General features: G+C 39.7%; 18 protein-coding genes and 1 riboswitch. Of the genes, 17 read left to right on the top strand and 1 reads right to left on the bottom strand.

All coding sequences use genetic code 11. From position 1 onward, the window contains the following. Positions 1-11 precede the first annotated feature (11 nt). From BrL25_RS08770 to BrL25_RS08740, 7 genes are all read left to right on the top strand, one after another. On the top strand, positions 12-914 hold the full coding sequence (locus BrL25_RS08770; protein WP_018669763.1) for a flagellar hook-basal body protein: 903 nt from the start codon (positions 12-14) through the stop codon (positions 912-914). A 19-nt stretch (positions 915-933) separates the two neighbouring features. Then, positions 934-1,788, top strand: coding sequence for a flagellar hook-basal body protein (locus tag BrL25_RS08765; RefSeq protein ID WP_018669764.1), 855 nt, complete (start codon positions 934-936; stop codon positions 1,786-1,788). A gap of 27 nt (positions 1,789-1,815) precedes the next feature. After that, positions 1,816-2,058: a DNA-directed RNA polymerase subunit beta gene (locus BrL25_RS08760; RefSeq protein WP_018669765.1), complete on the top strand. Its 243-nt coding sequence runs from the start codon at positions 1,816-1,818 to the stop codon at positions 2,056-2,058. A gap of 214 nt (positions 2,059-2,272) precedes the next feature. After that, positions 2,273-2,800, top strand: coding sequence for a CDP-alcohol phosphatidyltransferase family protein (locus BrL25_RS08755; protein WP_018669766.1), 528 nt, complete (start codon positions 2,273-2,275; stop codon positions 2,798-2,800). A gap of 145 nt (positions 2,801-2,945) precedes the next feature. Further along, complete coding sequence (gene fabZ / locus BrL25_RS08750; protein ID WP_026314986.1) at positions 2,946-3,374, top strand: 3-hydroxyacyl-ACP dehydratase FabZ; 429 nt, start codon at positions 2,946-2,948, stop codon at positions 3,372-3,374. Between the two features lie 133 nt (positions 3,375-3,507). Then, positions 3,508-4,248: a WecB/TagA/CpsF family glycosyltransferase gene (locus BrL25_RS08745; protein WP_018669768.1), complete on the top strand. Its 741-nt coding sequence runs from the start codon at positions 3,508-3,510 to the stop codon at positions 4,246-4,248. Positions 4,249-4,262: 14 nt separating this feature from the next. Then, a complete protein-coding gene (locus BrL25_RS08740) occupies positions 4,263-5,378 on the top strand; it encodes a glycosyltransferase family 4 protein (RefSeq protein ID WP_018669769.1) in 1,116 nt (371 codons plus the stop codon). A gap of 476 nt (positions 5,379-5,854) precedes the next feature. On the opposite strand, the gene BrL25_RS08735 is transcribed toward BrL25_RS08740, so the two are convergent. Then, complete coding sequence (locus BrL25_RS08735; protein ID WP_018669770.1) at positions 5,855-6,511, bottom strand: YigZ family protein; 657 nt, start codon at positions 6,509-6,511, stop codon at positions 5,855-5,857. A 313-nt stretch (positions 6,512-6,824) separates the two neighbouring features. Here BrL25_RS08735 and BrL25_RS08730 point away from each other — a divergent pair, with 313 nt between their 5' ends. The 10 genes from BrL25_RS08730 (at position 6,825) to BrL25_RS08685 (ending at position 24,589) form a co-directional block, all read left to right on the top strand. Next, positions 6,825-7,994: a TolC family protein gene (locus BrL25_RS08730; RefSeq protein WP_018669771.1), complete on the top strand. Its 1,170-nt coding sequence runs from the start codon at positions 6,825-6,827 to the stop codon at positions 7,992-7,994. A gap of 520 nt (positions 7,995-8,514) precedes the next feature. Next, on the top strand, positions 8,515-11,655 hold the full coding sequence (locus tag BrL25_RS08725; protein ID WP_099327318.1) for an S-layer homology domain-containing protein: 3,141 nt from the start codon (positions 8,515-8,517) through the stop codon (positions 11,653-11,655). 133 nt (positions 11,656-11,788) lie between these two features. Continuing rightward, complete coding sequence (locus tag BrL25_RS25585; RefSeq protein WP_018669773.1) at positions 11,789-14,503, top strand: immunoglobulin-like domain-containing protein; 2,715 nt, start codon at positions 11,789-11,791, stop codon at positions 14,501-14,503. 787 nt (positions 14,504-15,290) lie between these two features. Then, positions 15,291-16,661: an MATE family efflux transporter gene (locus BrL25_RS08715; RefSeq protein ID WP_018669774.1), complete on the top strand. Its 1,371-nt coding sequence runs from the start codon at positions 15,291-15,293 to the stop codon at positions 16,659-16,661. Between the two features lie 270 nt (positions 16,662-16,931). Continuing rightward, complete coding sequence (locus tag BrL25_RS08710; RefSeq protein WP_018669775.1) at positions 16,932-17,528, top strand: TetR/AcrR family transcriptional regulator; 597 nt, start codon at positions 16,932-16,934, stop codon at positions 17,526-17,528. Between the two features lie 174 nt (positions 17,529-17,702). Beyond that, complete coding sequence (locus BrL25_RS08705) at positions 17,703-18,668, top strand: NAD-dependent epimerase/dehydratase family protein (RefSeq protein WP_018669776.1); 966 nt, start codon at positions 17,703-17,705, stop codon at positions 18,666-18,668. A 98-nt stretch (positions 18,669-18,766) separates the two neighbouring features. Beyond that, entirely contained in the window at positions 18,767-19,741 is a 975-nt protein-coding gene (locus BrL25_RS08700; RefSeq protein ID WP_018669777.1) for an accessory Sec system S-layer assembly protein, read from the top strand. Between the two features lie 105 nt (positions 19,742-19,846). Continuing rightward, positions 19,847-20,779 carry an SLAP domain-containing protein gene (locus BrL25_RS08695; RefSeq protein WP_018669778.1) on the top strand — a complete coding sequence of 311 codons (933 nt, stop codon included), beginning with the start codon at positions 19,847-19,849 and terminating at the stop codon, positions 20,777-20,779. Between the two features lie 64 nt (positions 20,780-20,843). After that, a complete protein-coding gene (locus tag BrL25_RS08690; RefSeq protein WP_018669779.1) occupies positions 20,844-21,848 on the top strand; it encodes an SLAP domain-containing protein in 1,005 nt (334 codons plus the stop codon). Positions 21,849-22,036: 188 nt separating this feature from the next. Then, on the top strand, positions 22,037-24,589 hold the full coding sequence (locus BrL25_RS08685; RefSeq protein WP_018669780.1) for a S8 family peptidase: 2,553 nt from the start codon (positions 22,037-22,039) through the stop codon (positions 24,587-24,589). Positions 24,590-24,662: 73 nt separating this feature from the next. Beyond that, positions 24,663-24,783, top strand: a riboswitch (SAM riboswitch). The last annotated feature ends 82 nt before the right edge of the window (positions 24,784-24,865 follow it).

Here is a 24,865-nt window from a genome sequence, read left to right as displayed (position 1 = left end):
GAGGAGTTCTCTTGATTAGAGGGCTATACACGGCCGGCTCCGGCATGGTGGCATTGCAGAACCGTCAAGAGGCGTTGGCTAACAATCTGGCCAACATTAATACACCGGGTTACAAACAGAATGAGGGCGTGCTACGCGCGTTTCCTGAAGAGCTATTGATGCGTATGAATGATGAGGAAGGCCCTGACGTAAAAGGCTATCCGAAAATCGACAAGCATGCGGTACAAATCGGTAGATTGCATCAAGGTGTCTATATGTCAGAATCGATTTCTAACTTCATTCAAGGGGATATCGCTGAAAGTAATAATCCATATGATGTTGCTTTGACCGATAACCTGCCAATCCCGGAAAATGCCCCCCTCTTTAATAAAAAACCAGTTCAGCCTAAGCTATTTGTTAGTGTAGCTAAATTGGAAAACGCAAACGGGGCGGCAACAGCGGAACAGATTCGCTATGGACGCAATGGGAATTGGAATGTCAATCCCCAAGGATATCTGGTGAATACCGATGGCTACTATCTGTTAGGAAATGATAATCGTCCTATCCAGATTAGTGATGACACGGGTCTTTTAGATGGTAAAATCACCATTGATGCTGATGGACTGATTCACCTGTCAGACGGTACGACACGTCAATTAGGACTTGTAAAAGCAAACAATCCTTATCAAATGGTGCGCGAGGGAAACAATGTGTTTCGTGCACAAAACCCTGAGGATGTACAAGCTCTTGAGGGCCCTGACGCTGGACGCTATGCTATCCGACAAGGATGGGTTGAGCGTGCCAATGTTGATGCAACCCGTACAATGACTGACATGATGACGGTAATGAGAGCGTATGAAGCTAATCAGCGCGTCATTACCACATTAGATGGTACGATGGATAAGGCCGTCAATGAAGTAGGACGTGTAACCTAATAGAAAAGGGGGAGCCTGCGTGCAATCATTAAATATTTCTACATCTGCTCTGCGTGCTGTCCAACAGGTAATTGACGTTACATCGAATAACATTGCTAATGTGAACACTGTAGGTTTTAAGGGGAGTAGCGCAGATTTTTCTGAGTTGTTGTCAGACACCATGGGTAAACAACCAGTTAAGGATCAAGAAAATCGTAATACACCAGAGGGTATCTCTATTGGTAGCGGTGTGAAGATGGGCATGACTCGTACCAATCTAAAACAAGGTGGAGTGCTAACGACAGACGTTCCCACTGACTTAATGATTGAAGGCGACGGCATGTTTATTGTTCGCAAGCAAGCGATGGATGAAAACGGACAAGTCATTTTCCGTAATGGACGCCCTGTGGAAGAGTATTATGCAACGCGGAATGGTAATTTCCATTTGCAAAAGAATGAGAATGAGCGGTATAATCTGCTAACGGCTACTGGTGAAACGCTTGTCGATGCTTCAGGTATTGAAATTGACATTGATGACCCGGAAGGTGGGCAAATTACTGTCAACGACCAAGGTGAGATCCTTGTTAACGGAAAATCAGTATCTATCAGTGCAATCCCTTTATTTAAGATTACAAACCAAGATCGATATGAGCGGGTAGGTCAAAATAATCTACGTATTACGAATAACGTCGATGATCTGGCAGGTATGACGCAAATTGATTATGCTGAGGGTGAAGGTAAACTACGCCAAGGCATGCTGGAAACGTCAAATGTAGAGTTGAATCAGGAAATGACCCAGTTGATGTTAGCTCAACGTGCTTACCAATTTAATGCGCGTGCACTATCCATTAGCGATCAGATGATGAGTACGGCAAATATGTTACGTAGCCGATAGGCAAATTAGTAAGGAGGACCCCAAGCAGTGAACCAGGTAAAAGGACGTAAAACACAACGTGAAGAGTTGGATGCAAAAGAGGTAAAATCAAAAAAAGGTAGGAGCTTTCCAAGAGTGCTTGTTAAAGTAACCATGGTGCCTATCCTGTTATTTATCTCTCTTGCGATAGGCCTTGCTATCGGGTTTTCTGTCGTGGGAAAAATGCCTCTATCTCAAGCATTCCAGTTTGAAACGTACAAGCATATCTATGATTTGATGTTTTCAAGCTAATAAAGTATACAAGTTTGACAAGGTAGAAGTCCTTTTCTGTAGGAGAAGAGGACTTCTTTTTTGATATCATATTCCGCTCGTACTCCTAGTTGCTGTTTGTTCTGTGAAAAGGGTATAATGAGAATTGCTTGTGTGAACATAAGGTGAACCATTTTCTCTGGAAAATACTCTTCTCGCTCTTGTTATAGAGCCGGAATAAACGGAGGTATGCTCGGTGAATGTCCCTAATGCGTTAACTCTTTTGCGCATCGCATTGGTCCCGATCTACCTATTTGTGTTCTTTTCCGACCATATTATTTGGGCCTATTTCATTCTTATCTTCGCAGGCCTTACGGATGTGGTGGATGGATATATAGCACGTACTTATAAAATGACTACTGCTACAGGTGAAATGCTGGATCCACTTGCTGATAAATTGATGATGTTAGCCGTTATCTTTTCGTTTTTGCTGTCTGATCGTATTAGCATGTGGGCTGCATCCGTATTCTTTTTGCGAGATTTGGCAATGATTATTCTTTCTGCACTCTTCCATTTTCGCGGTAAGAAGCTCGTATCAGCTAATATTTACGGGAAAGTAACCACCGTGTTATTTTATATCGTGTTTACTTCCATCATGTTTCAATACACATATGGTGAATTATTATTATGGATCGTTATTTTGTTCTCCATTTTGACCAGTGCCATTTATTTGATGAAGGTATTGTTGTTAAACAAAGATATAGGAGAAAAGAGCACTCCGTAATCGAAGTGCCCTCTATAGGAAACCCTCGTCCTGATTGGGACAAGACAAGGGAGTACTTATATTGTAAGTAGATTAAACAACTCACATACATAGCTTAGCTAGTGAAAAAATGGAAGTGGAGGAAAGACGCGTGGAATACCCAACAATCTTAGATGCTGTACAAATTCAGGAAATCATCCCTCATCGTTATCCATTTCTTTTGGTGGATCGAATTGTCGAAATAGAATATGGAAAACGTTCTGTTGGATTGAAAAATGTAACGATTAACGAACCATTTTTTCAGGGGCATTTTCCCGGCTATCCTGTTATGCCAGGCGTTTTAATTGTAGAGGCACTTGCTCAAGTTGGTGCAGTAGCAATTTTGGGTAAAGAAGAGAATAAAGGGAAATTAGCTTTCTTTGCAGGTATTGACAATTTCCGCTTTAAAGAACAAGTAACGCCAGGTGATACATTGGTGTTAGAAGTAGAAATGACAAGGGTTCGCGGCACTGTCGGTAAAGGAAATGCAGTGGCACGAGTTGGCGAAAAAGTAGTGGCGGAAGGCGAAATTATGTTTGCAATCGCCAATAAATAAGTAAATTAGACAAAGAAGAACATGGGCACATTCTGGAATTGATCTTGAATGTGCCTTTCTTTTAGAGTAAAATTGGCTACGTGCAACCTGTCTCTTTAAGGCCTACATAATAGAATTAGTGGGGGCATATATTATGAAAGTCGCGCGAATCCTGGGGGTTCCGTTTTCTACTAAAGGTTTGCAGGATACGGTGCAGCATTTGACCGATCTTGTCAAACTCGGGGAGCGTACACACGTCGTTACCGCCAATCCAGAAATCGTGATGCTATCTCAAGGAAACAAAAACATGGCACGCTTGATGGAACAAGCCTATATCGTGCCAGATGGTATTGGAATTATTTATGCAGCTCGGTGGTTAAACGCCCCGATCCGCGAACGTGTTACAGGTGTCGAATTACTAGAACACCTCATGATACAAGCAAATGAAAACCATTGGGGGGTTTATTTGTTAGGGGCTTCGCCGGAGGTAAATAAGAAAGCGGCTGAAGTTCTACAGGAACGTTTTCCTCAAGCCAAGATTGTTGGTCGTCAAGATGGATACTTTAAGCCTGAAGAAGAGGCGAGAATTGTCGCAGATATACAAGAAAAGAAACCAAATTTACTATTTGTAGCCATGGGTGCACCGAAACAAGATGAATGGATAGCAAAACACTGGAATGCACTGCCTGTTTCACTTGCTATGGGAGTTGGAGGATGCTTAGACGTCATTTCTGGTAAAGTAAAGCGTGCGCCGAAGATGTGGCAACAGCTACACTTGGAATGGCTTTATCGATTAGTAAAGGATCCATCGAGATGGAGAAGACAGCTGGCAATACCACACTTTGTCGCCACAGTGCTGTGGAGCCGTTTGAAAAAACGTTCCGAGTCTCAGTAGAGAGGGGAAACATCATGTCTGGTTATGTCTTCGGACTGTTGACTGCGATGGTTGTGGCTTTTATCGCTACACCATATGTAAAAAAACTAGCAATAAAAATTGGAGCAGTCGATGCTCCCAACGATAGAAAAGTACACACCAAAATTATGCCGCGTATGGGCGGACTTGCGATTTTTATCGGATTTGTAGTTGCGCTATTTATCTTCCTAAAGCCTTTAACCAATGAAATGCTGGGAATCTTTATTGGTGGAACGATTGTATTAATCACAGGAATTCTTGATGATAAGTATCAATTGTCCCCTAAGTGGAAGCTGCTCGGACAAATAGTCGGAACAGCTGTTGTCGTGCTGGGGTTTGGCTTGAAGATTGGGGTAGTGAATCTTCCATTCGGGGATGTTGGTCTAGACTTCTCCACAGGTTGGTTAGCTTTACTAGCCGTTCCGATTACGATGGTGTGGATTATTGGAGTCACTAATGCCATTAACCTGATTGATGGATTAGATGGATTGTCTGCTGGTGTATCTGGTATCGCCACAGCTACCATGGGTGTTATGGCCATTATCATGAAGGATACTGGTGTTGCGATGTATTGCTTCATTTTGCTTGGAGCGATCATTGGTTTCCTTTATTTTAACTTTCATCCAGCCAAAATTTTTATGGGTGATACAGGAGCACTATTCTTAGGATTTAATTTAGCGGCTCTATCCATTATGGGCTTTAAAGAGGCTGTATTTGTTTCCTTTATTATTCCGATTGTGGTTTTGGGGGTTCCGTTGTGGGATACGTTCTTCGCAATTGTACGTCGTATTCTGAATAACAAACCAATTTCTAGTGCGGATAAAGGGCACTTGCATCACTGCTTATTGAATATGGGACTTTCCCATCGAGCAACAGTTATCACGATCTATGGAATGAGTGCGTTTTTTGGCGGAGCAGCCATCTTGCTTACGAAAGTAACCAACGCACAGCATACGATTTGGATGACGCTCATTATTCTGGCTGTTTTAGGCTTTGTCATTCACATGGTGACTGAAATTGTTGGTCTGGTCGGCCGTAAGCACCGCCCAATCCTCAATGCTTATGAACGCTTAAAATTAAAAGTAAGTAACTCGATGCGTCGAGGTCAATAAAAGCAAGAGCCGCTGATTTAGAGCGGCTCTTTTTTATTAGAACCGCCGAGATAAATGACGTGAGCGTGTAAGCACGATGCGTAAGATTTATGATGTAGGAACAAGAAATTGATGAATCATCTATCATCTCCTAGACATTAGGAGAGAAAAGTGTGTAGACAGAGGATCGATCTACACGTTTTTTTGTTGAAAAATAAGGGGAAAATGAACAGTTTTACGTTTATTTACGAACGAAATAAATCTTTACCTGTAAATTTTCCTTCATTAATATAGATGCAAAGTTAGAAGTAAAAAACACCTGCCGTAATTTGGCAAGTGCTTGTTTATACGAGTAAGGTCTAGTAATTCACAAATAATCCTTATATAGTTGTATAGGAAACCATTTCTTTGATAGGAAGTTGCAACCTTCAAATGGTTCCATGCGTATAGTAAGTAGATACTGGTTTTGTTTCGTCTTTCAATATGTCATACCTTTTTTATTCCGTATCTTCCTGAATGGCTTCGACAGGTAGCTCTACATATTCTTTAGTACCCAGAGTCAATGTAGCCTTACCATTTGTAAGATCTGTGATTCGTTCAATAAAAGCTGTTTCTTCTCCCTGTGGCAACTGCACCCGAACGGTTACGGTATCGGCATAATCAATACTTGCTACGCGGTGGTTTCCCAGTCGCAACTCGTTTTCCACCTTCCCCCACCAATGATAGTCTAAAGAAATGATTACTTCTTGGTGAAGAATGTGGGCAACGATGCCTGCTGCTTTCAATGCAGTGACCGTACCAGCTGTATAAGCACGTACCAATCCACCTGCTCCTAATTTGATACCACCAAAATAGCGCGTTACGACAACAACAGTATCTTTTACCCCATTTTTCTTGATGCATTCTAATATGGGTTTACCAGCTGTACCACTTGGTTCACCATCGTCACTAGAACGCTGGATTTGGTCATTCTCTCCCATGATGAATGCAGAGCAATTATGGGTTGCATCCCAATGCTTTTTCTTGATCATAGCGATGAAAGCAGTCGCTTCTTCTTCTGTAGTCACACGCTGTGCGTATCCAATGAAGCGGGATCGTTCAATAACGATCTCATCTTCTCCGTAGCCGGCCACGGTTTTATAATGTTGTAGCATTTGCATCACCTCATGCTACCAGCATATCGAGAAACAGAGATCGTTGCAAATGATGTGTAATTTTTTGCGCCTAGTAGACGTATTGTAAATGAGTGCAAGAAAAAATTCACTTGCAATACAAGTAATCTGCATCAGACAACGTGGATATGCATACAAAGCTGAGGATGCGTCGCCAACCAAGGTCTAAGCAAATCTGTAACAAAATACGAATGATTTGCCAGAGACCAATTTACGCCAGATATGGTATGGTACTAATGTAGATAGACGAGAGAGTTTAATAAATCGAATGGTAATTGAGAAGGAGTGTACAGATATGAATTTTCCTTATTCAAAAAAATGGATTGCCTTAACAGTAGCAGCGATGGTGATGACCTCAGGTAGTGGACTCGCTATGGCAGCCACTTCAGCAGCACCAGAGAAAGCAACGACTCAACAAGTGAATGTAAAGAAAGAACAAGAAGTAGGAGCAAACGATCTTACTGTAGAAAAAGCAGTAGAGCTTACATTAGAAAATAATCTTGATTATAAAAAAGCAAAGATCAATGTAGATAATGCGATGATTGGTGCAAACGCCGCCGCATTCGCTAGTGTTAGAATCAAGGAAGATATGATTGAAAATACTGGCACTGCGAGTAGTAAATATGTAGGAACGGTTAAAGCGGAGGGGCAGGAGAAGCTTGGAAAGCTTGCCTTGAAACGTTCAGAGGGAAGCTTTAAGCTAGGTGCAGAGAAGTTATACTTCGATTTATTAAATGCCGAGGATGATTTAGCGTTAAAAAAACAAAGCTTGGAACGTTCTGAATCTCAGCTAAAAATTGCTAATGCAGCATTTGGTGTAGGTACACGAGCAAAAACTGATGTATTACAAGCAGAAGCAGGGGTAGCCCAAGCTAAGGCTGCAGTCGCTCAAGCTGAGTCTGCAAAAGACATCGCCAGATTAGAACTCAACAAATTTATGGGTATGGACCTGAATAAAAAATGGAACCTACTGACAAAACAAACAAATGAAAATGTAGAAGTAATGGATGTTGAAAAAGCAATTGCCAAAGCATTAAAAGAACATGTGGACATCCTAACTGCTGAACAAGAAATTACAAACACAGAAAAAGAACTGGAAGTTATTGAGAAATACTCGATCCTCTCCGGGTTTGAAGGACAAATGACTAAGAATAGATATGAAACAAATAAATTAGCTTTAACACAAACTCAAAATCAAGTTAAAATGGATCTCATGCAGTCCTACTACAACCTAAATTCAATTAAAACTGCGTTGGAAGCACTTAAAAAGGGAACAGAAGCTGCATCAGAGAACTATCGTTTGACCAAACTACGCTTCGAGAACGGCTTGGCAACAGCAATTGAGGTAGTTGGTGCTGAGGAAGAGCTGTCTAAGGCGGAAAACAGCTATCAAAAGAATTTGCATCAGTTAAACCTAGCTGTGATGGCATACGAAAATGCAGTTTTGCAATCAACTAAGGGATAATAAAGCAAAATAGGGGTAGTTATCATCTGTATGTAGGCAAATAAAAGGACGAACCAAAGAGGGGATAGATCATTCTATCCCCTCTTTTTTTGGTATCAGATAGTAAAAATGGAAGAAGATTGTAGGTGACAGGTGCAAAACCGATTATTATAATTACCTTTGTGAGTCAATTCGTCCAGAATTATCAACTTACAAAAAGTTTTTTTAAAAAATGTATGCAACAACCGCAACTTTTTAAAATCCTATGCGTTTAATAGTATGTCGAAGTAATTACGGTTAGATTCCTAAAAAAGGATTCACGAAGTCTAGCAACTATGATACACTAATGACTGTTGCACTTTTATGACATGATTCGCTAGTTTTGCGTAAATTATGAAGGATTTTGTTCTTTCTAATATGCGATCCTGCGAAAGGGGGTGAAACGCGCTTGCAGGATTCGGGCTGGAAAAAGAAAGAGACAACTAGTAATAAGATATCCCAAAATCAATTGTTATATACTAGAGGAGGAGAACCTAAGGTTATGAAAAAGGTTGTTAATAGCTTATTGGCAAGTGCACTAGCACTATCCGTAGTTCCTGTTGTTGCAGGAGCAGAAGAAGCAGCAAAAACTACAGAAGAAACAAATACTACTGCACCACAATTAGATCCAAGCATGGAGAAAGTTATCAATCGTTTGAAAGCTCTAGGTTTGGCTGCAGGGGATGATAAGGGTAACCTTAACCTTGACCAAACAATCAAACGTTCTGAGTTCGCTACTTTGATGGTACGTGCTCGTGGACTAGAGCAAGCAGCAAACACTGCAACTTTCAATCCATTCTTTAAAGACGTTACTGCTACTGACTGGTTCAAAGGTTGGGTTAGCATCGCAGTTAGTGAAGACCTAGCAAAAGGTTATCCTGACAAAACTTTCCGTCCAAACAACACAGTAACATATGCTGAAGCAGCTACTATGTTAGTACGTGCACTAGGTTATGAGCCATTGGCACTTCAAAAAGGTACTTGGCCAAATAACTTCATCGCACAAGCGTCTGCATTGGGAATTTCCAATGGCGTAACTATCGATCCTAACAAACCAGCTGTTCGTGGTGACGTATTGAAGATGTTAGACAACTCTCTTCGCGTTGACCTAATGAAACAAACAGTTGTTGGATCTAACAACAATCACGAAGTTCTTGTTGGTAAGAACCTTCTAAACGAATACCTAAAAGTACAAGTTTACGATACAAAATGGACTATGACTGATCGTAACAAACCTGAAGATCTTCCTTCAGTTTCTAACGTACCAGTAATCGGTCTTGGTTCTTTGAAATACAACGAAGTAGAATTGACTTCTGAAAGCCGTTCTTTCTTCAACAAAGTGAAGTACAAAGTTGCTGACACCATCAATGCTAACGACTATGCTGGTCAACGCGTACAAGTATGGATCAAAGACAAAGATAACACTGTAGTATGGATGGAAGGTTCCGAAGACGAAACAGTTGTTTTCGATAAATACAAAGCTATCCATAACAATAATAAAAAATTGTCTCCTACTAAAGACAAAGACCAAATCAAAAAAGATAAGTTCAACAAACTTACTCTTGAGCTTGATAGCGATAAAAAATACGATTTCGCTGACGATGTAACTGTAACGTTCAACTTTGAGCGTGCTACAAAAGCATCTGATGTACAAGAAATGCTACAAAAATTGCTAGAAGCTGACGATGCTTATTCTGTTAAGCTAGTTCTTAACACAAAGAATGAAATTCGTTACCTAAGCATCGTTGACGATCGCAGTGGCGACCAAAACTGGGTAAACAACCACTTCGGTTCTGAGCTAATCAAAAAAGTATCTGACAAGAAGGTCACTACTTTGGTAGGTAAAGATCTATCTCTTGATGGTAAAACAGAAGGTATTGATTACCTAGTATTCTTAGATGGTAAACCAGCTAAATTGGCTGACCTTAAAGAAATGGACGTTTACCATGCATACCGTGCAGACGGTAACAAAGACAAAATCTTAATCTTCGCTAACCGTTCGGTTGTAGAAGGTAAAGTTGAAAAAGTTCGTACGAAGTCTGAAAGCGACTACCGTATCAGCATCGACGGCAAAGAATACCGTTTCAGAAACGCTTCTTTCGCGAAAGACAAAGACAAGGAAATCGAAGACACTATCTCTCCTGATGATGTTAAGAACCTTGAAGGTACAAAAGTTAAGATCTATCTTGACGCTGTAGGCCGTATTCGTCACATCGAAGGATACGAAGCTAACGATCGCAAACAATTGGCTGTTATTTCTACTTCCGGTGTTTGGGATAACACAAATGATAGATATGTCTTCAAAGTGTTTACTGAAAAAGGTAAAACTACTTCTGTTAAACTAGAAGGCAAATATATCAAAAACGAAAAAGGCGACAAGTTCAGCGACTTGAAGAAAAAAGAAGATGAACTTGCTAAAGATTACCTAACTTTGTCTAACAACAAAAAATTCATCCTTGCAGAAATCGAGATGAATGCAAACGGTGATATTGAAAAAGTTTCAATGAAAGATCCTGACAAAGTAAAATCTATGTCTAAATCTGAATGGAGCAAAAACTCCAAGAAGAGCGATGAGACAGTTAAAATCAACGGTAAAACATATGAATACACTAGCAGCACTGTATTGATTGATGGAACTAAGGATCTTACAGGTAGCAAACCTGAACTTAAGAGCCCTAAGATCTTGAAATGGAAAGATGTTGCTGAGAAAGACGCTGAAGTTTACTACACTGTAGACGGTAGTGATCTAGAATCAGTATTCGTATTGGATTCCAAAGGTCTTGCATCTGGTTCTGAGTTTGGTGTGGTTACTGAAGCTTACACTAAAGGAAGCACAGACTACCTAAAAATCAAACACCGTGATGATGACAACAAATGGGTTGAAGACGAGTTCAAATATGATGGTGACAATGGCGATAAGCTTGAGAAAACCTTCATTCGTTACAGCGTAGATAGCGACAAGCTTATCGAAGAAGATGATGTTAAAATCATCGTTGACGCTCGTGGTGACGAGTATGAATACAAAGCTATCAAGACTTCTGAATTTGAAGATGCAGGTGTTGAAGCTGTAATTCCTGCACTTGTAACAAAAACAGAATCTAAAAAGATCTACTTCAACACTGCTGATGAGAAGAAAGAAAGCATCAGACTTAACAAAGATGTTGTTTACTTCGACAAAGACGGTAAAGACCTTGGCGGAGTTGACACAGATGACTATGTAGTACTAGTTGATACTGATGATGAATCTGACGATATCGATTATGTATTGTATGTTATCAGCACTGACGATGCAAAAACTGAGGGTTACCTGAAGAAAGATGAAAACAAAGAAACCCTAATGGATCAATTCATGAAGCAAAAATGGAATGGTGAAAAACCAGATCCAAATGAAGATGGTGATCTAGACATCACTACACAACAAGCTACTGAAGTACTTGCAGGTGTTTATGGTTATGAGATCTCTGGTAAATTAACTGGTGATTTGAAAGATGAAGAAGAAGTAACAATCGTTCTTGGCGATAAAGAATTCACTGTAGAAGTTAAAGATGGTAAATTCGAATTCACTAAGAGCTACAAAAAAGTTGACGAAGCTTATGTAAAAGTAGGCAAAGAGAAATTTGATCTAAAAATCAAATTCAAATAAGTTAACCTCGTCAATATATAAAGCAAATGTATGGATAGATTAGAGACCTAGGTCTCTAATCTATCTAATACATAAATGTTATGTAAACAAGCAAATTAGATACTTCAATATACGATATTTGGAGGGGTAGTAAGTGAATAAAAAAGTAATCCTATCAGTGCTATCTACAGCACTAGTAACTAGCATGGCTACTTCTGCTTTCGCAGCATCTGGCGGAATTTATATTGGTGGAAAAGTGGACAGATTCTATTCTGACGATGCATTCATTAAACAAAATGCAATGCTAATCGCAGATTTATATGATTCCGGTCTAGAGAATGTTGAAAACAGCGTTCTTTATGTAAACTGGGATGGTAAAGTAGCTACTTTGCAAGAATTGATTGATGCTAAACTAGCTGGTAAAGAAGCTGAATACAAAACAGTAACTAGCGAAGACTTCGAAAAAATCGGTGGCGAAGAAGGTTTCTACGCTGTAAGTGATAAAGGTGAAGTTTCTACTGAAAAAGAAATGCAACCTGAGCAAAAACCAGTTGCTCCTGGCGATTTGGTAGTTGATAGCGTAGGTGCTACTAACAGCAAAACTGTTGTAGTTAAATTGCATAACGCAATTGAATCTGTAGATCGTGATGTATTTACAGTAGTAGCTAAAGATAGTGGAACAAAGCAATACATCCAAGCAGCTACTCTTTCTGCAGATAAAAAAGAAGTAACATTAAACTTCTACGATCCTTTGAAATCTAAGTCAACTTATACAATCTCCTATAAATCTGGGGATAAAGTTCTAACAAAAGATTTTGATTTTGTTGTAGGTGAAGTTGCAAAAATTGAAGCTTCAAATATGACTATTCCTGTTAAGGCTCCAACTCTACTTGATTACAAAGTACTTGATGCAGCTGGTCTAGATATTACTGCTGATACTAAAGTAGAATTTGAGTCTTCAATCCCTGGTGCAATTGATCGGGATAATAAAACAATTAAGTTAGACACTCCTCAAGTTGCCTTTGTGGTTGTTACTTACACAAAAGCAGATGGAACTGTTGTCAAGAGTAACCGAATTACTGTAGAAGGAACTGCAAATGTTGCAACTAAGCTTAATGACTTTACAATTGCAGATGCTAAATTAGCTGAAGATGATTGGAAAGCAACTGATTTTAAACCTGTTCATATTGTTAAAATTAAACAAGATAAAGTTATTTCTATCAATGCACAAGATCAATTTGGCAAATATAGTGATAATCCTGCAGAATTTGAGTCTTTAAATAAGGATGTTTTACTTGTTGATAGAGCATCTGGTAAATTAACTCCGATTAAAGCAGGAAGCGCTGATGTTCGCATCAAAGCTGGTAAAATTAATGAAATCGTAACTATTCAAGTTGGAGAAGAAGCAAAACTAGGTTCAATCAGCTTAGATAAGAACCAACTTGATGTATCTGATAAAGTAACTACTGCTCAAACTGTAAAAGTTTCTCTAAAAGACCAATTCAATGACGCTTTTACAGGAGCACAAGTTATTAATGCTTCTGTGAAACCTGGTGGAGAAGATGTGATTTCCATCGATGCGTCTGCAAATGCATCTAATGGTGAAGCTACATTCTCTATCAAACCTAAGAAAGCCGGTACAGCAGTTGTTGAGTTCAGCGCAGCTAATACTGACAAAAAAGTAACTTTAACAGTAAATGTTAAAGAAGCTGGAGTAATCAACGACTATGTTGTTGAAGGATTCAAAGCTGAGCTTGATAAACACGTTGCTGAAAACTCTAAGTTTAAACTATCTGTTTATGGTGTAGATGCAAATGGAACAGCTACAGGTGATCCTATTGAAACTGGTGTAACATACACTATTTTTGATAAAGATGGAAAAGAAGTAACTGATTACAAAGATGTAGCTATTTCAAAAGAAGTTAATGCTGCTGATTTTAATGCTGGTGAAACTTATACAGTGAAAGTTAAAGTTGGTAATTTGGAAATTTACTCCAAGTCTTTGGATGTAAAAGATTCTGAACCAAAACCTGCTGTTACTCAAATTGGTCAAGCATTAGATGTTACTGCTGGTGACAATATTCTTGATAAATTAAAAAATAACTACTTCGAAGTTACCTTTGAAGGTAAAGTTAACAAGACTGCAGAAATTACAGGAATTAAATTCTTTTCCGATGCAACTGATGTAGTTGATTCTTCTGCTGCTTTTACTAATACAATTAACGCTAAAGCTGAAGGAAAAGCTAGCTTAGTGGTAACTGATCTTAAAGTAAAAATCGGAAGTAAAGAATATGAAGTAAAAACTAACGCTATCATTGATGTGAAAGTAGCAGGACTTTCTGATGCTCAAGTAGTTGATAACGCTCTAGCTGGTTTAACACTCTCATTCGCTGGTAGTGAAACAATTGATGCTGTTGAAAGTGATTTTGATTTAACTACTCAACTAAATGGAACAAGCATTACTTGGGCTTCCAAAAATGCAACTGTTATCAAGGTAGAGAATGGTAACAAAGCAAAAGTAACCCGCCAAGCAGCAGATACAGATGTCGAATTAACTGCAACAATTGCAAAAGGTACTGTTACTAAAGACAAAACATTTACTGTAAAAGTAAAAGCTGCTCAGACATCGGTAAAAACAGATGCTGAAAAAGTAGCAGATGCAAAAGGTACAATTCAGGGATTAAACCTTGAATGGGATACTGATGTAAATACCACAGTAACCAAAGCAAACCAAGCAATCAGTGGTGCTACATTACCAGCAGGCGTAACAGCAGTAGCTGCAGAAGGAACAAATGGAAATGCTGGTAAAGTAGTTATTACAATTACTAGTGGCTCTGAAAAAGACACTTCTATCGTTCTTCAATCTTAATAACTACGAAGTGCTGTTTATAAACTCAATTGAGTAATTAAAGAGGACCCCCTTAGATAAGGTATAAATGCCATTCTAAGGGGGTCTCTAATTACATTAATTTTTGTAATTCTAATTGATGAAAACACAACTTTCATCTTATATATCAAGGCCTTCTGAAGGAAAAGCCACTTCTACAACCTCGCTAACAATGTCTCTATCTTCCTCTCATACCCATACCTTTAAAAAACTTAATTAATACTATCTCGAAAATATACCGTTGACCCTTTATTTTTATTTCCGGTATCATTTGATCTAGTATTTTAGTCATATGTACAAATGTTGTGACAACAATTCCAGCTGCCGTATAACGAGGAACCTTTTCTGATTCGTAAGCCTGGCAAAATGATATCCACCAATATCAGTCCTTATCTCGATCTAAAGCTCTAAAATAAACAATTATACCTCTATAGGGAACGTAATTTCTATAACTACTTGATCATCCAAAACTGTAGCGGTTACTAGACAAATGTAAACTTTTCATTGTTTTTTAAAACAACTACTTTATACTTAAAGTTATCTACACCAGTTAGATAGTTATTAAGCTCATCAGAAGTACAAATTTTTTCCGATTAAGAAAAACTGTAGAAATTTTATAGACAAAATTGAAATAAACTAAGTAAAATGTAATTTTTTATCCTATTTATTAGTTCAAAAGGTTTTTATCCTCACATAAACTACCAATTAAAAACCCAAACTATGTTATAATTAGACTTTGTAATTATCCAAAAAAATACAGGGGTCAATTATGAATCAAACCTACAACTTATCTCAAAAATCGAAACATTTTTTACTCATTCTTTTGCCGATCATGGTTACACAAGTGGCTCTGTTTGCGATGTCCTTCTTTGATACGATTATGTCAGGACATGCTGGGGCGAATGATTTAGCGGGCGTAGCAATTGCAACCAGTATATGGGCGCCTGTTTTCACCGGGTTGAACGGCATTCTATTAGCGGTCACTCCAATCGTTGCTCAAATGATTGGGGCACAGAAGAAGGAGAAGGTTCCTTATACTGTTTTTCAAGGAATTTATCTAGGCGTGGCAATTTCCCTCTCTGTAATACTAATTGGTATATTTGCCATTCCTTCTATCCTTACGGGAATGAAGCTGGAGCCAGAGGTACACCGGATAGCTCAGAGTTTTTTATTAGCACTTGCTTTTGGTATTATTCCTCTCTTTGTCTACACCGTTTTACGTTGTTTCATCGATGCTTTGGGCGAGACTAGAGTTACCATGTTTATCTCCCTAATCTCTTTACCGATTAATGTTGTATTAAATTACTTGTTAATCTTCGGTAAATTTGGCTTTCCACGATTAGGTGGGGTTGGGGCAGGGATAGCGACGGCTGTTACCTATTGGATCATTTTGATCATTACTTGTTTTGTTATTTTACGTGTTGGAAATTTTAAGGAGTATGGATTGTTTAGTAGGCTTTATAAGCTCTCCTTTAAGACCTGGGGAGAAATTTTAAAATTAGGCTTGCCGATTGGATTCTCTATTTTCTTTGAGACGAGTATTTTTGCGGCTGTTACCCTGCTGATGAGCCGATTCGATACCATTACGATTGCGGCGCATCAGGTGGCAATGAATTTTGCTTCCTTCCTATATATGATACCGATGAGTATCGCCATGGCATTAACGATTGTGGTTGGTCATGAGGTAGGAGCAAAACGACTTAAGGATGCGCGTCAGTACAGTTATTTAGGAATCGGAATTGCCGTAACACTGGGGTTATTATTTTCAGGAGCTTTGGTTATCTTCAATAAAGAAGTGGCATCCCTTTACACGAATGACATTGAGGTATTTGAGCTGGCTCAGCACTTCTTATTGTACGCCATCTTTTTCCAGTTGTCTGATGCGATTGCTGCACCAATTCAAGGGGCACTACGCGGCTATAAAGACGTGAACATTACTTTTATTGTCGCTTTGATTTCCTATTGGGTGATTGGTCTACCACTTGGATTTTTATTAGTACAAATTACGGATTTAGGTGCATTCGGTTATTGGATTGGGTTAATTGCCGGTCTTGCCGTTGGAGCTGTTTTCCTCATGTGGCGATTGTTGCATTTGCAGAAGAAAACCGCGAGAAGTACTGGCGAGGGTACTATGGAGTAAGAATTAGAGGATGATAAACGACAAATGAGACGAGCGAGCTATACGCTCGTTTTTTTGTATATAGACACAGAGGATTAAAGCTGAAAATACCCTGCGTAAAGAAGGCATATAATAAGGAAGCAATTTGATTTGATTATGTATTCTTTCTGATGTCGTGAGAAAATAACGGCTATTTATCCTTTGACAAGTAATGAATATAAGGATATACTCGAAGTATTAATTGACCACTGGTTAAATAAATTGAAGTGAGTTCATAAGGAGTGAAGCACGATGGCGGCAAGAAAGGCGGTAGCTAAGGAACTGAGCCGTGAACAGATTGTAAAAGTAGCTCGGGAACTATTTGCAACACAAGGCTATCGAGCGGTTTCTATGCGAAGTATTGCACAAAAACTAGGCTATAGCCACGGGTCACTTTATTATCATTTCAAAGAAAAAGCTGAGCTATTTAATGCTATTGTGCAAGAGGACTACCGTACGTTACAGGAACAAATGAAAAAATCAATTGACCAAACAGATACAGAGAGGCAGCCTCAACATAAATTAGAATCTCTGATGGAGACCTTCATCCATTTTGGTCTTAGCCATCCACATCATTATGAAATGATGTTTTGTTCGAACGAACCAGAGACTCAGCAGTACGCTCGGCCAGAACAGGACAGTTGCTATGAAACCTTTGCAAGCCTAGTAAGGGAAGCAGCGGGAGATACGCTACAAAAGATAGGAAACATGTACACAATACCATGGGTTATATTCCTCTCTTTACATGGATTTGTCGTTCATTATATTCAAACGAAGCAAACGTATGAAGATGTGGAGGCACTTGTAAAGGTGCATGTACGATACCTAGCTAGCCAATTGATTGGCTAGCGTGAGGCTTGAATGAAGCGAATTGAGTAAATAAGCAACGTCATGAACAATAGCGAAAGAAAGCTAAAAAATAAACAATAGATGAAACAAGAAACCATCGAAAAAATAACTCGGCAGTAGTCGAGTTTTTTCTTAAATATTAATTGACCATTGGTTAAAAAAGGAGAGAATAGCATGAACAAAGCATTGGTATTCGGAGCTACAGGTAGTATTGGAACAGAATTAGTTTTAGAATTACTTCGCAATGGTATTCATACGGTAGCTTTTGCACGTTCTGATAAAAAGCTGACGAAATTACAAGCAGAATGGGAATTGGAAGCAAAAGAATTAGACTACTCTCCAACTCTGTCCTTATATACGGGAGATGCCTACTGCCTAGAAGATTTACTACAAGCTGCTACAGGTGTGGATGTGATTTTTCATTGTGTCAGTGTTCCTTATCCGGAATGGAAAACAGGTCATCCTGTTTTAATGCACAATGTCTTAACTGCCGCCAAGCATCATGGGGCGAAAGTAGTTGTGATCGACAACATCTATGCATATGGCAGGGCCAAAGCACCACTGGTAAATGAACAGCACTCTAAAGAACCACATACGACCAAGGGCAAGATTCGCTTACAGATGGAACAGCTTGTGTGGAAAGCACATGAGTCAGGTACTCCATGTATGCTCGTTCATTTACCTGACTTTTATGGTCCGCACGCTACTAATACCTTTTTACATGTTACGTTGGAGTCTATGGCGAAAGGGAAGCCCAGTATTTTTATTGGTGATACTACTATCAAGCGTGAATACATCTATACACCTGATGCAGCACAAGCGATTGTCCAATTGGCTAAACGCCCGAATACGTATGGAACGACTTGGAATATTCCAGGCGCTGGGACGATCTCAGCACAACAAATCAGGGAGATAGCGCGTCTATATAATGGAAGAAACAATTTCATCCTTCCTATCGTGCGCAAATTAATGACAGTGCTAGGCTGGTTCCAGCCCTTTATGCGAGAAATGGTGGAGATGATGTATGTTACAGAATCTACCATCCAACTGGATGGTAGTAAATATGAACGCGAGCTTGGGCGTATTGTACATACCCCATATGAACAAGGTATAATGGAATGCCTGAAACGATTGAGTTAAGGAAAATATGGGCTTTTGTGTTTTGAAGGTTACTTATGATAATATGAAAAGATAAGAATATAGGTAGACAATACTATACACGTGGGAGCGGAAAAATCATGTTTTCCTTTTTGAAAAATATATTGTCAGGTGATGAAAAAGACACTGCTACTTTGCCTAAAAGTAAGGAACAGTCGGTGTTGCCTGTTACAAACACGGATATACAAGCTTCGGATAAAAACAATGGGAAAGCCAAGAAGACCACTAAACAACAAAAAGCAACTGGCGTCGCTAAACACGTGACGGAGCTTTCCCTGCACCCGTTATGGGAACGTGAGCTAGATAATATGCAGAAATATTCTATGTCCTTCATGGCTAATCAATTAGAGCCTTTGGAAGAGGGCAATATTGCTATCTCCGGTTTTAATATGGTGCCGCATGAGGACGGAATTGAAATAGCGGCTTTTGTACGAAATGCAAGCGATAAGCCTGTTTTGTTGGGAAAAATGACTTTGCTTATCATGTTCGAAGGCGATCAACTATTTACTCGACAAGAATTTGATCTAAGTGAGCTTGGAGAAATTCCGGCGTTCCATGCTAGACCGTGGAATTTTGTGTTTACGAGAGAGCACTTTATCACGACAAATATTCTCTTGCAAAACTGGAGCCTTTCCTTTGAATTGGCTCAAAAGAAAATGGTCCTGCCGAAAAATTTGGAGCTGGAAGAGTCTTGGGTAAAGTCGTTAACTGACGATCAAAAGAAATACTTTATTGAACTGGCAAAAAGGCTTCCTGAGTTAAAAGAAGGTGAAGTAAATGTTCAGAGCGTTCAGGCGAAGCAAAACGATGAGGGCATGATTCGGGCAATTCTCTTAATTCGTAATGGATCGACGCAGAATCTCTCTTTTGAACAATTGCCACTGGCTCTCTATGATGCCACAGGTGATAAGGTAGCAGAGGGTGTATTCCAGTTAAAAGATTTTGTTGTAAATGCACAAACGAGCAAACCATGGATGTTTATTTTTCCAAAAGAGAGCATCCTAAAGGAAAACGTTGATTTATCTCAATGGAAAGTGCAGCTTGCTCAGAATTAACCTTTTGTTAGGCAGATAGCTCTTGATCACTGAATGGAGATATTACCTCGCTAAAACGGGATTGATCATATAGGAATTTTGTATCACAGCAAAGAGGGGGATCTTATGTTTAACTTTTTAAAGAATTGGTTTACTAACGATAATGAGATGCGGAGTCCTGAGGATCTGAAGAAAGACCTTTCTCAGACTACGCATAATCGGATTGAAGAAACGAAGGAAAAAATGTTAAAATCAAGCGATCTGGATGTTTCTTTTAATACAGCATGGAATGAAATGCTGGATCAAGAGAAAAAGTATACCTTGCGCTTCTTAAATGATAGCTTGCCGGATATCCCTGAGGGAACGTTAGGACTCACAGGATTTAGCTTGATTCCTCGTGAAGGTTTCGTTACAGTAGCTTTATTTATTCGTAATGCCTCATCAATACCGGTAGAAATGGGTACATTAGACCTAGCGATTGCTGTTGAAGGTCATTTATTTGCTAAAGGCGAATTTGACCTGAGTCCGGTTGGAACGATTCCACCAATGAGTAGTCGTCCTTGGGAAATTACTTTCCCAGAAGATCTAGTGACGAACGAAAAATCCATGGACGTTAGACAATGGAAACTGATTATTGGATTGCCACAACGTGAGTTCGTCTGGCCAAAAAATTTAGAGATTGATCCAGCTATGGAAAAGCGATTGACCGTAACTCAAAAGGATCGTTTGGAAAATATGATATATAATCTTCCTTTCTTGGCTCCGGGTACAGTTAGTTTCACTGGTTTTGATATTGGTTTAAAAGAGGATGGACGTTTAGTTGTGGCTATGCTAATCCGTAGCGCTTTGGAAGACACATTTCAACCAAAGGCTTTGCGTGTAGTAGTGCGCGAGCGAAACAGTGAGAAAGTAGTAGCTGAAGGAATTGTGGACGGAAGTAAGATCAGTCTGAAGAGTGGTTCTAGCAAACCTTGGATATTAGCGTTCCCTCCAAAAGTTGTTACTATGAATAAAACATTGAATAAATCCAATTGGGAATTGGATGTAGAAGTTCTATAGAGAAAAGCGTGCAAGGTGACTGCTTATAGCATGTCGCCTTGCCTTATGCACAGGAGGTTATAGGATGAGTTGGCAATTAGCAAATTGGTTTGGTTCTAAACAGGGATTAGAGCAGGCCCGTGAGGATATTCATGAATTTCTACAAAAAGAATTTTACCTAGGTGTGTCTGGGATTGAGCAGCCTGAACAATCGTCTAACCGCATCCCTTCCAAGGAATTGTTTCTAAACTTGAATAGTTTAGGTTCCAAGAATTTGGAAGAGATGGACGTTGAGTTGTTGCAATTTATTCACGATGAGTTGCCACCGGTTGTCCGTGATGAGGTAGGGATTTTTCCGTTCTTTACTAATGTATTAAATACAGGTTTCTTAGTAATGACATTTGTTCGTAATGCTACACATCAGGATATTATGCTAAATAAATTACCACTGGCTTTGGTTACTTCTGATGGTAAAGTAGTAGCACGTAAATCCTTTGAGATGTTAACAATGGGTGGTTTACAAGATATGTCTGCAAGCCCATGCGAATTCCTTTTCACATGGGATGATTTCTTGTTCATGCCTGAAGATGATACGCAATTATTTATGGTCTATGATAAAGAAAGATTAGATCAATATAAGATGGAAGAAAAGCTAGTGGAGAAACACAATGGCTTAACGGATGAAGAAGAAGAGTCATATATACAAAAGGTAAAAGACCTTTTCCCGATCCGAGACGGTCAAGTAGAGTTGACAGCTATTGATTTAGTTCAGGTTCAGGATGGTGGCTTAAAAGTCATTGTAGCCTTTATGAATGGTTTGGATAAACGTGTAGAATTCACAGAGGTACCTGTATATATCCGTGATGAGATTGGAAGAGACATTGCACGTATGCATTTTGGTTTGCATAGTCTCTATATTAAGCCTAAAACTCAACGTGTATGGGGATTCTATATTCCAGCAAGTTCATTAGAAGGCAAAGAGCTAGACTTGTCTAAATGCAAAGCATATGTACCAGATGCAAGACAGGATAAAGATGTAAAAGCTCAGAAGCTAGAATTACATGAAAATAACAAGGGATTCATTCAGTAATCCTTTCCATGACCCCTTTCGTGAAGAGAGGGGTCTTTGTCTATAATGATTTGGAAATATTTAGGCGCAGGAAATAGTTGTCTCTTGAGCAAGCCTATACTATGCTATATAAAAGAACAATCGAAAGATTAAGAACGCTAATCCTTCCTGATTTACTTCTTTACAGGAGAAGGAGGAAAGGGCACCATATGCTATATTCACAGTTGACAAAAAGAATGATAATTCCAGCGGTTATGGCCGTAATTACTTTTACAATTGGTGAGGCACCTGCGCGGGCATCTACCAGTCCGAACGATCCTTATTTTTCAAAACAGCTTCATCTACCGCAGATTAAAGCGGTTGAGGCTTGGGGGATCGTCAACAGCAATACAACCATTAAGATTGCAGTACTTGATTCTGGGGTGGACTCTTCTCATCCAGATTTAAAGGACAATCTGTTACCTACTATTAATTTGGTACAAGGGGAAAGTGCATCGGATCTAAACGGGCATGGAACCAATGTGATCGGGGTATTAGGAGCTAAAGGAAACAATGCTCTAGGGGTAACAGGGGTATTGTGGAATGCTAAGATTCTGCCGATCAAAGTCTTGGATAAAAAAGGATTTTCGTCATCTGACCGTTTAGCAGCGGGAATAAAACGAGCGGTCACTGAGGGAGCTAAAGTTGTTCTTATGTCAGCCAGCACACTGTATTATTCGAAAGCGCTGGAAGATGCAATAGATTTTGCGGAGGGCCGAGGAGTTGTTGTTGTAGCGGCTTCTGGAAATGAAGGTAGTCGTGTTAACTATCCTGCTGCTTTTCCGACGGTAATCGCAGTTGGCGCTGTTACTAACTCTAATGCCATCCATAGTCGTTCTAATTTTGGACCAGAAATTAATCTGGTGGCTCCAGGTGTGAATGTGTACACGACAGCAAGAGGTGGCGGGTATGATTCTATGAAGGGTACCTCTGCAGCAGCTCCTCAGGTAGCCGGTGCAGCGGCGCTAATTCTTGCGAGAAACCCAAAGATGAAACCGTTAGAAGTACGACAGCTTTTGTACCACTCAGCAACCAAATTACATGGAGCTAGATGGGATAAACGAACAGGTTATGGGCTTTTAAATGTTCAGAAGGCAGTAATGAGTAGACTACCTGATGATATAAATGAACCCAACAATACACAGAGTACAGCGGCCGCATTCCCAATGGAAAGCCAAATCCGCGGTTCTCTGAGCGATAAAGATAAGAGCGATTGGTTTTACACCGATATTCCATATGAGGGAACCTTAGAATTAAAAGCAGACGTATCGGTGGATACCCCTGCTCCATTGGCCGCTAGCGTTTATCAGGATGGAAAGCCTCAAGATACGTACTATTTTGGAAATAAGACAACTGCAACAATTGCGGTTAAGCCAGGGAAGGTTCACATTCATTTCCAACGATCTGCGATATCTGGCACGGTTCACTACACGATTACGAACCGTTTTTCCATTGCGCCTGATCGATATGAGCCAAATAATAGTATTGATCAAGTCCGACCCTTGCCTCCTGGTAATAATATTGAGATCAAGGGAAATTTTCATACAGCACAGGATGTTGATTGGTATTCCTATTTTGTACGTGATCCAGGTAAGCTTTATCTGCGCGTGGATACAGATACACTACGATTAGACCCACAAATTAGGGTACGTAAAGAACGTGATAAGACATCTGGCGGAATATTTCTTGATAGTAGCTCAGCAACCGATCCGTTAGAAAGCTTAGAGATGAATGTTACACCAGGTCGCTATTTGTTCCAAATTCAGAACAGCTATCCTGCTGCTGTGAGCGGGGAGTACTTTTTTCAGCTAAATTATATGCCGGAACGAAAAGACCCAAACGAACCAAACGACACGTATCGTTTAGCTACAAAACTAGGGGATAACAGTTTGATTACGGGAACAATTTCTTCGGAAGCAGATAACGATTGGTTTACATTTTCGATACCAAAAGAAACGTACGTTACTATTCGAGCACCTTATGTACCGCCACAGGTTAAGATCATGATGAGTATTTATGATAGTCGCGATATGAAATATGCGATTCGAGCGGAAAAGGTTTCTGGACAAGATAATAGCATCGTCTTTGAACGGAAATTAGCTGCAGGCACATACTATCTGAAGCTAACCAGCACCACACCATTTCGTTATGATGCATATCGATTTACGTTAACTCGTCAGGAAATGTATGGAGGTTTTCGAGACATACATGGGCATTGGGCTAGAAATGATATAGGGCGCTTAACTCAACGTGGGGTTATTACGGTACCTAATACGTATAGTTTCCGTCCAGATGCAAATATGACACGAGCTGAGTTTGCAGATATGCTTCTACGTTCGATGAAGGCCAAAAAGATACCTGTTGGTCGAGTGGGTACTAATACCTATAAGGATTTAAACAAAAAGCATTGGGCGTATGAGAGTCTATTACAGGCGTCACAATTGGGGATTATGAACGGCTTCAACGGAAAAATTGAACCGGATCGATCTGTTAATCGAGCAGAGATGGCTTTGATGATTGCGCGTGCTAAGAAACTAAACGTATCAAAATCGTCTAGTATTTCTTATCGGGATGTGCCTAATTCACATTGGGCGGTGGCTGCAATAGAGACCCTTTCACGCTATGGTTGGTTACATGGTTATCAGGATGGAACCTTTAAGCCGGAGCGTCCGGTAAAGCGAGGAGAAATGGTTACCGTTTTAGCTAAATCATTCCAATTGTAAAATATCGGATTATTTTACTGAAGTACATTGACACCCTTCTAAAAAAAGATTATTCTATAAATCATGGATATTACTCTTATCCAGAGTAGGCGGAGGGACTGGCCCCATGAAGCCCGGCAACCGTTTTGAGCGGTGCTAACCAGCAGAGAAAGGATAACTATTTAAATAGTTAGACTCACTCTGGCCGATAAGAGGGTTAAGGAACGCACTAGAAAAGCAACCTTTTCCTCAACGAAGGGAAAGGTTTTTCTTTTTGTCGTGATGGAAACCTGGCTC

This window comes from Brevibacillus laterosporus DSM 25 (assembly GCF_002706795.1).
Taxonomy (GTDB): Bacteria; Bacillota; Bacilli; order Brevibacillales; family Brevibacillaceae; genus Brevibacillus_B; species Brevibacillus_B laterosporus.
This window is presented reverse-complemented; position numbering and strand designations above follow the sequence as displayed.

Coding starts and splice junctions, on each gene's coding strand:
- BrL25_RS08745 (WP_018669768.1), top strand. CDS start 3,508: ATGAAAGTCGCGCGAATCCTGGGGGTTCCGTTTTCTACTAAAGGTTTG.
- BrL25_RS08740 (WP_018669769.1), top strand. CDS start 4,263: ATGTCTGGTTATGTCTTCGGACTGTTGACTGCGATGGTTGTGGCTTTT.
- BrL25_RS08735 (WP_018669770.1), bottom strand. CDS start 6,511: ATGCTACAACATTATAAAACCGTGGCCGGCTACGGAGAAGATGAGATC.
- BrL25_RS08730 (WP_018669771.1), top strand. CDS start 6,825: ATGAATTTTCCTTATTCAAAAAAATGGATTGCCTTAACAGTAGCAGCG.
- BrL25_RS08725 (WP_099327318.1), top strand. CDS start 8,515: ATGAAAAAGGTTGTTAATAGCTTATTGGCAAGTGCACTAGCACTATCC.
- BrL25_RS08715 (WP_018669774.1), top strand. CDS start 15,291: ATGAATCAAACCTACAACTTATCTCAAAAATCGAAACATTTTTTACTC.
- BrL25_RS08710 (WP_018669775.1), top strand. CDS start 16,932: ATGGCGGCAAGAAAGGCGGTAGCTAAGGAACTGAGCCGTGAACAGATT.
- BrL25_RS08705 (WP_018669776.1), top strand. CDS start 17,703: ATGAACAAAGCATTGGTATTCGGAGCTACAGGTAGTATTGGAACAGAA.
- BrL25_RS08700 (WP_018669777.1), top strand. CDS start 18,767: ATGTTTTCCTTTTTGAAAAATATATTGTCAGGTGATGAAAAAGACACT.
- BrL25_RS08695 (WP_018669778.1), top strand. CDS start 19,847: ATGTTTAACTTTTTAAAGAATTGGTTTACTAACGATAATGAGATGCGG.
- BrL25_RS08690 (WP_018669779.1), top strand. CDS start 20,844: ATGAGTTGGCAATTAGCAAATTGGTTTGGTTCTAAACAGGGATTAGAG.
- BrL25_RS08685 (WP_018669780.1), top strand. CDS start 22,037: ATGCTATATTCACAGTTGACAAAAAGAATGATAATTCCAGCGGTTATG.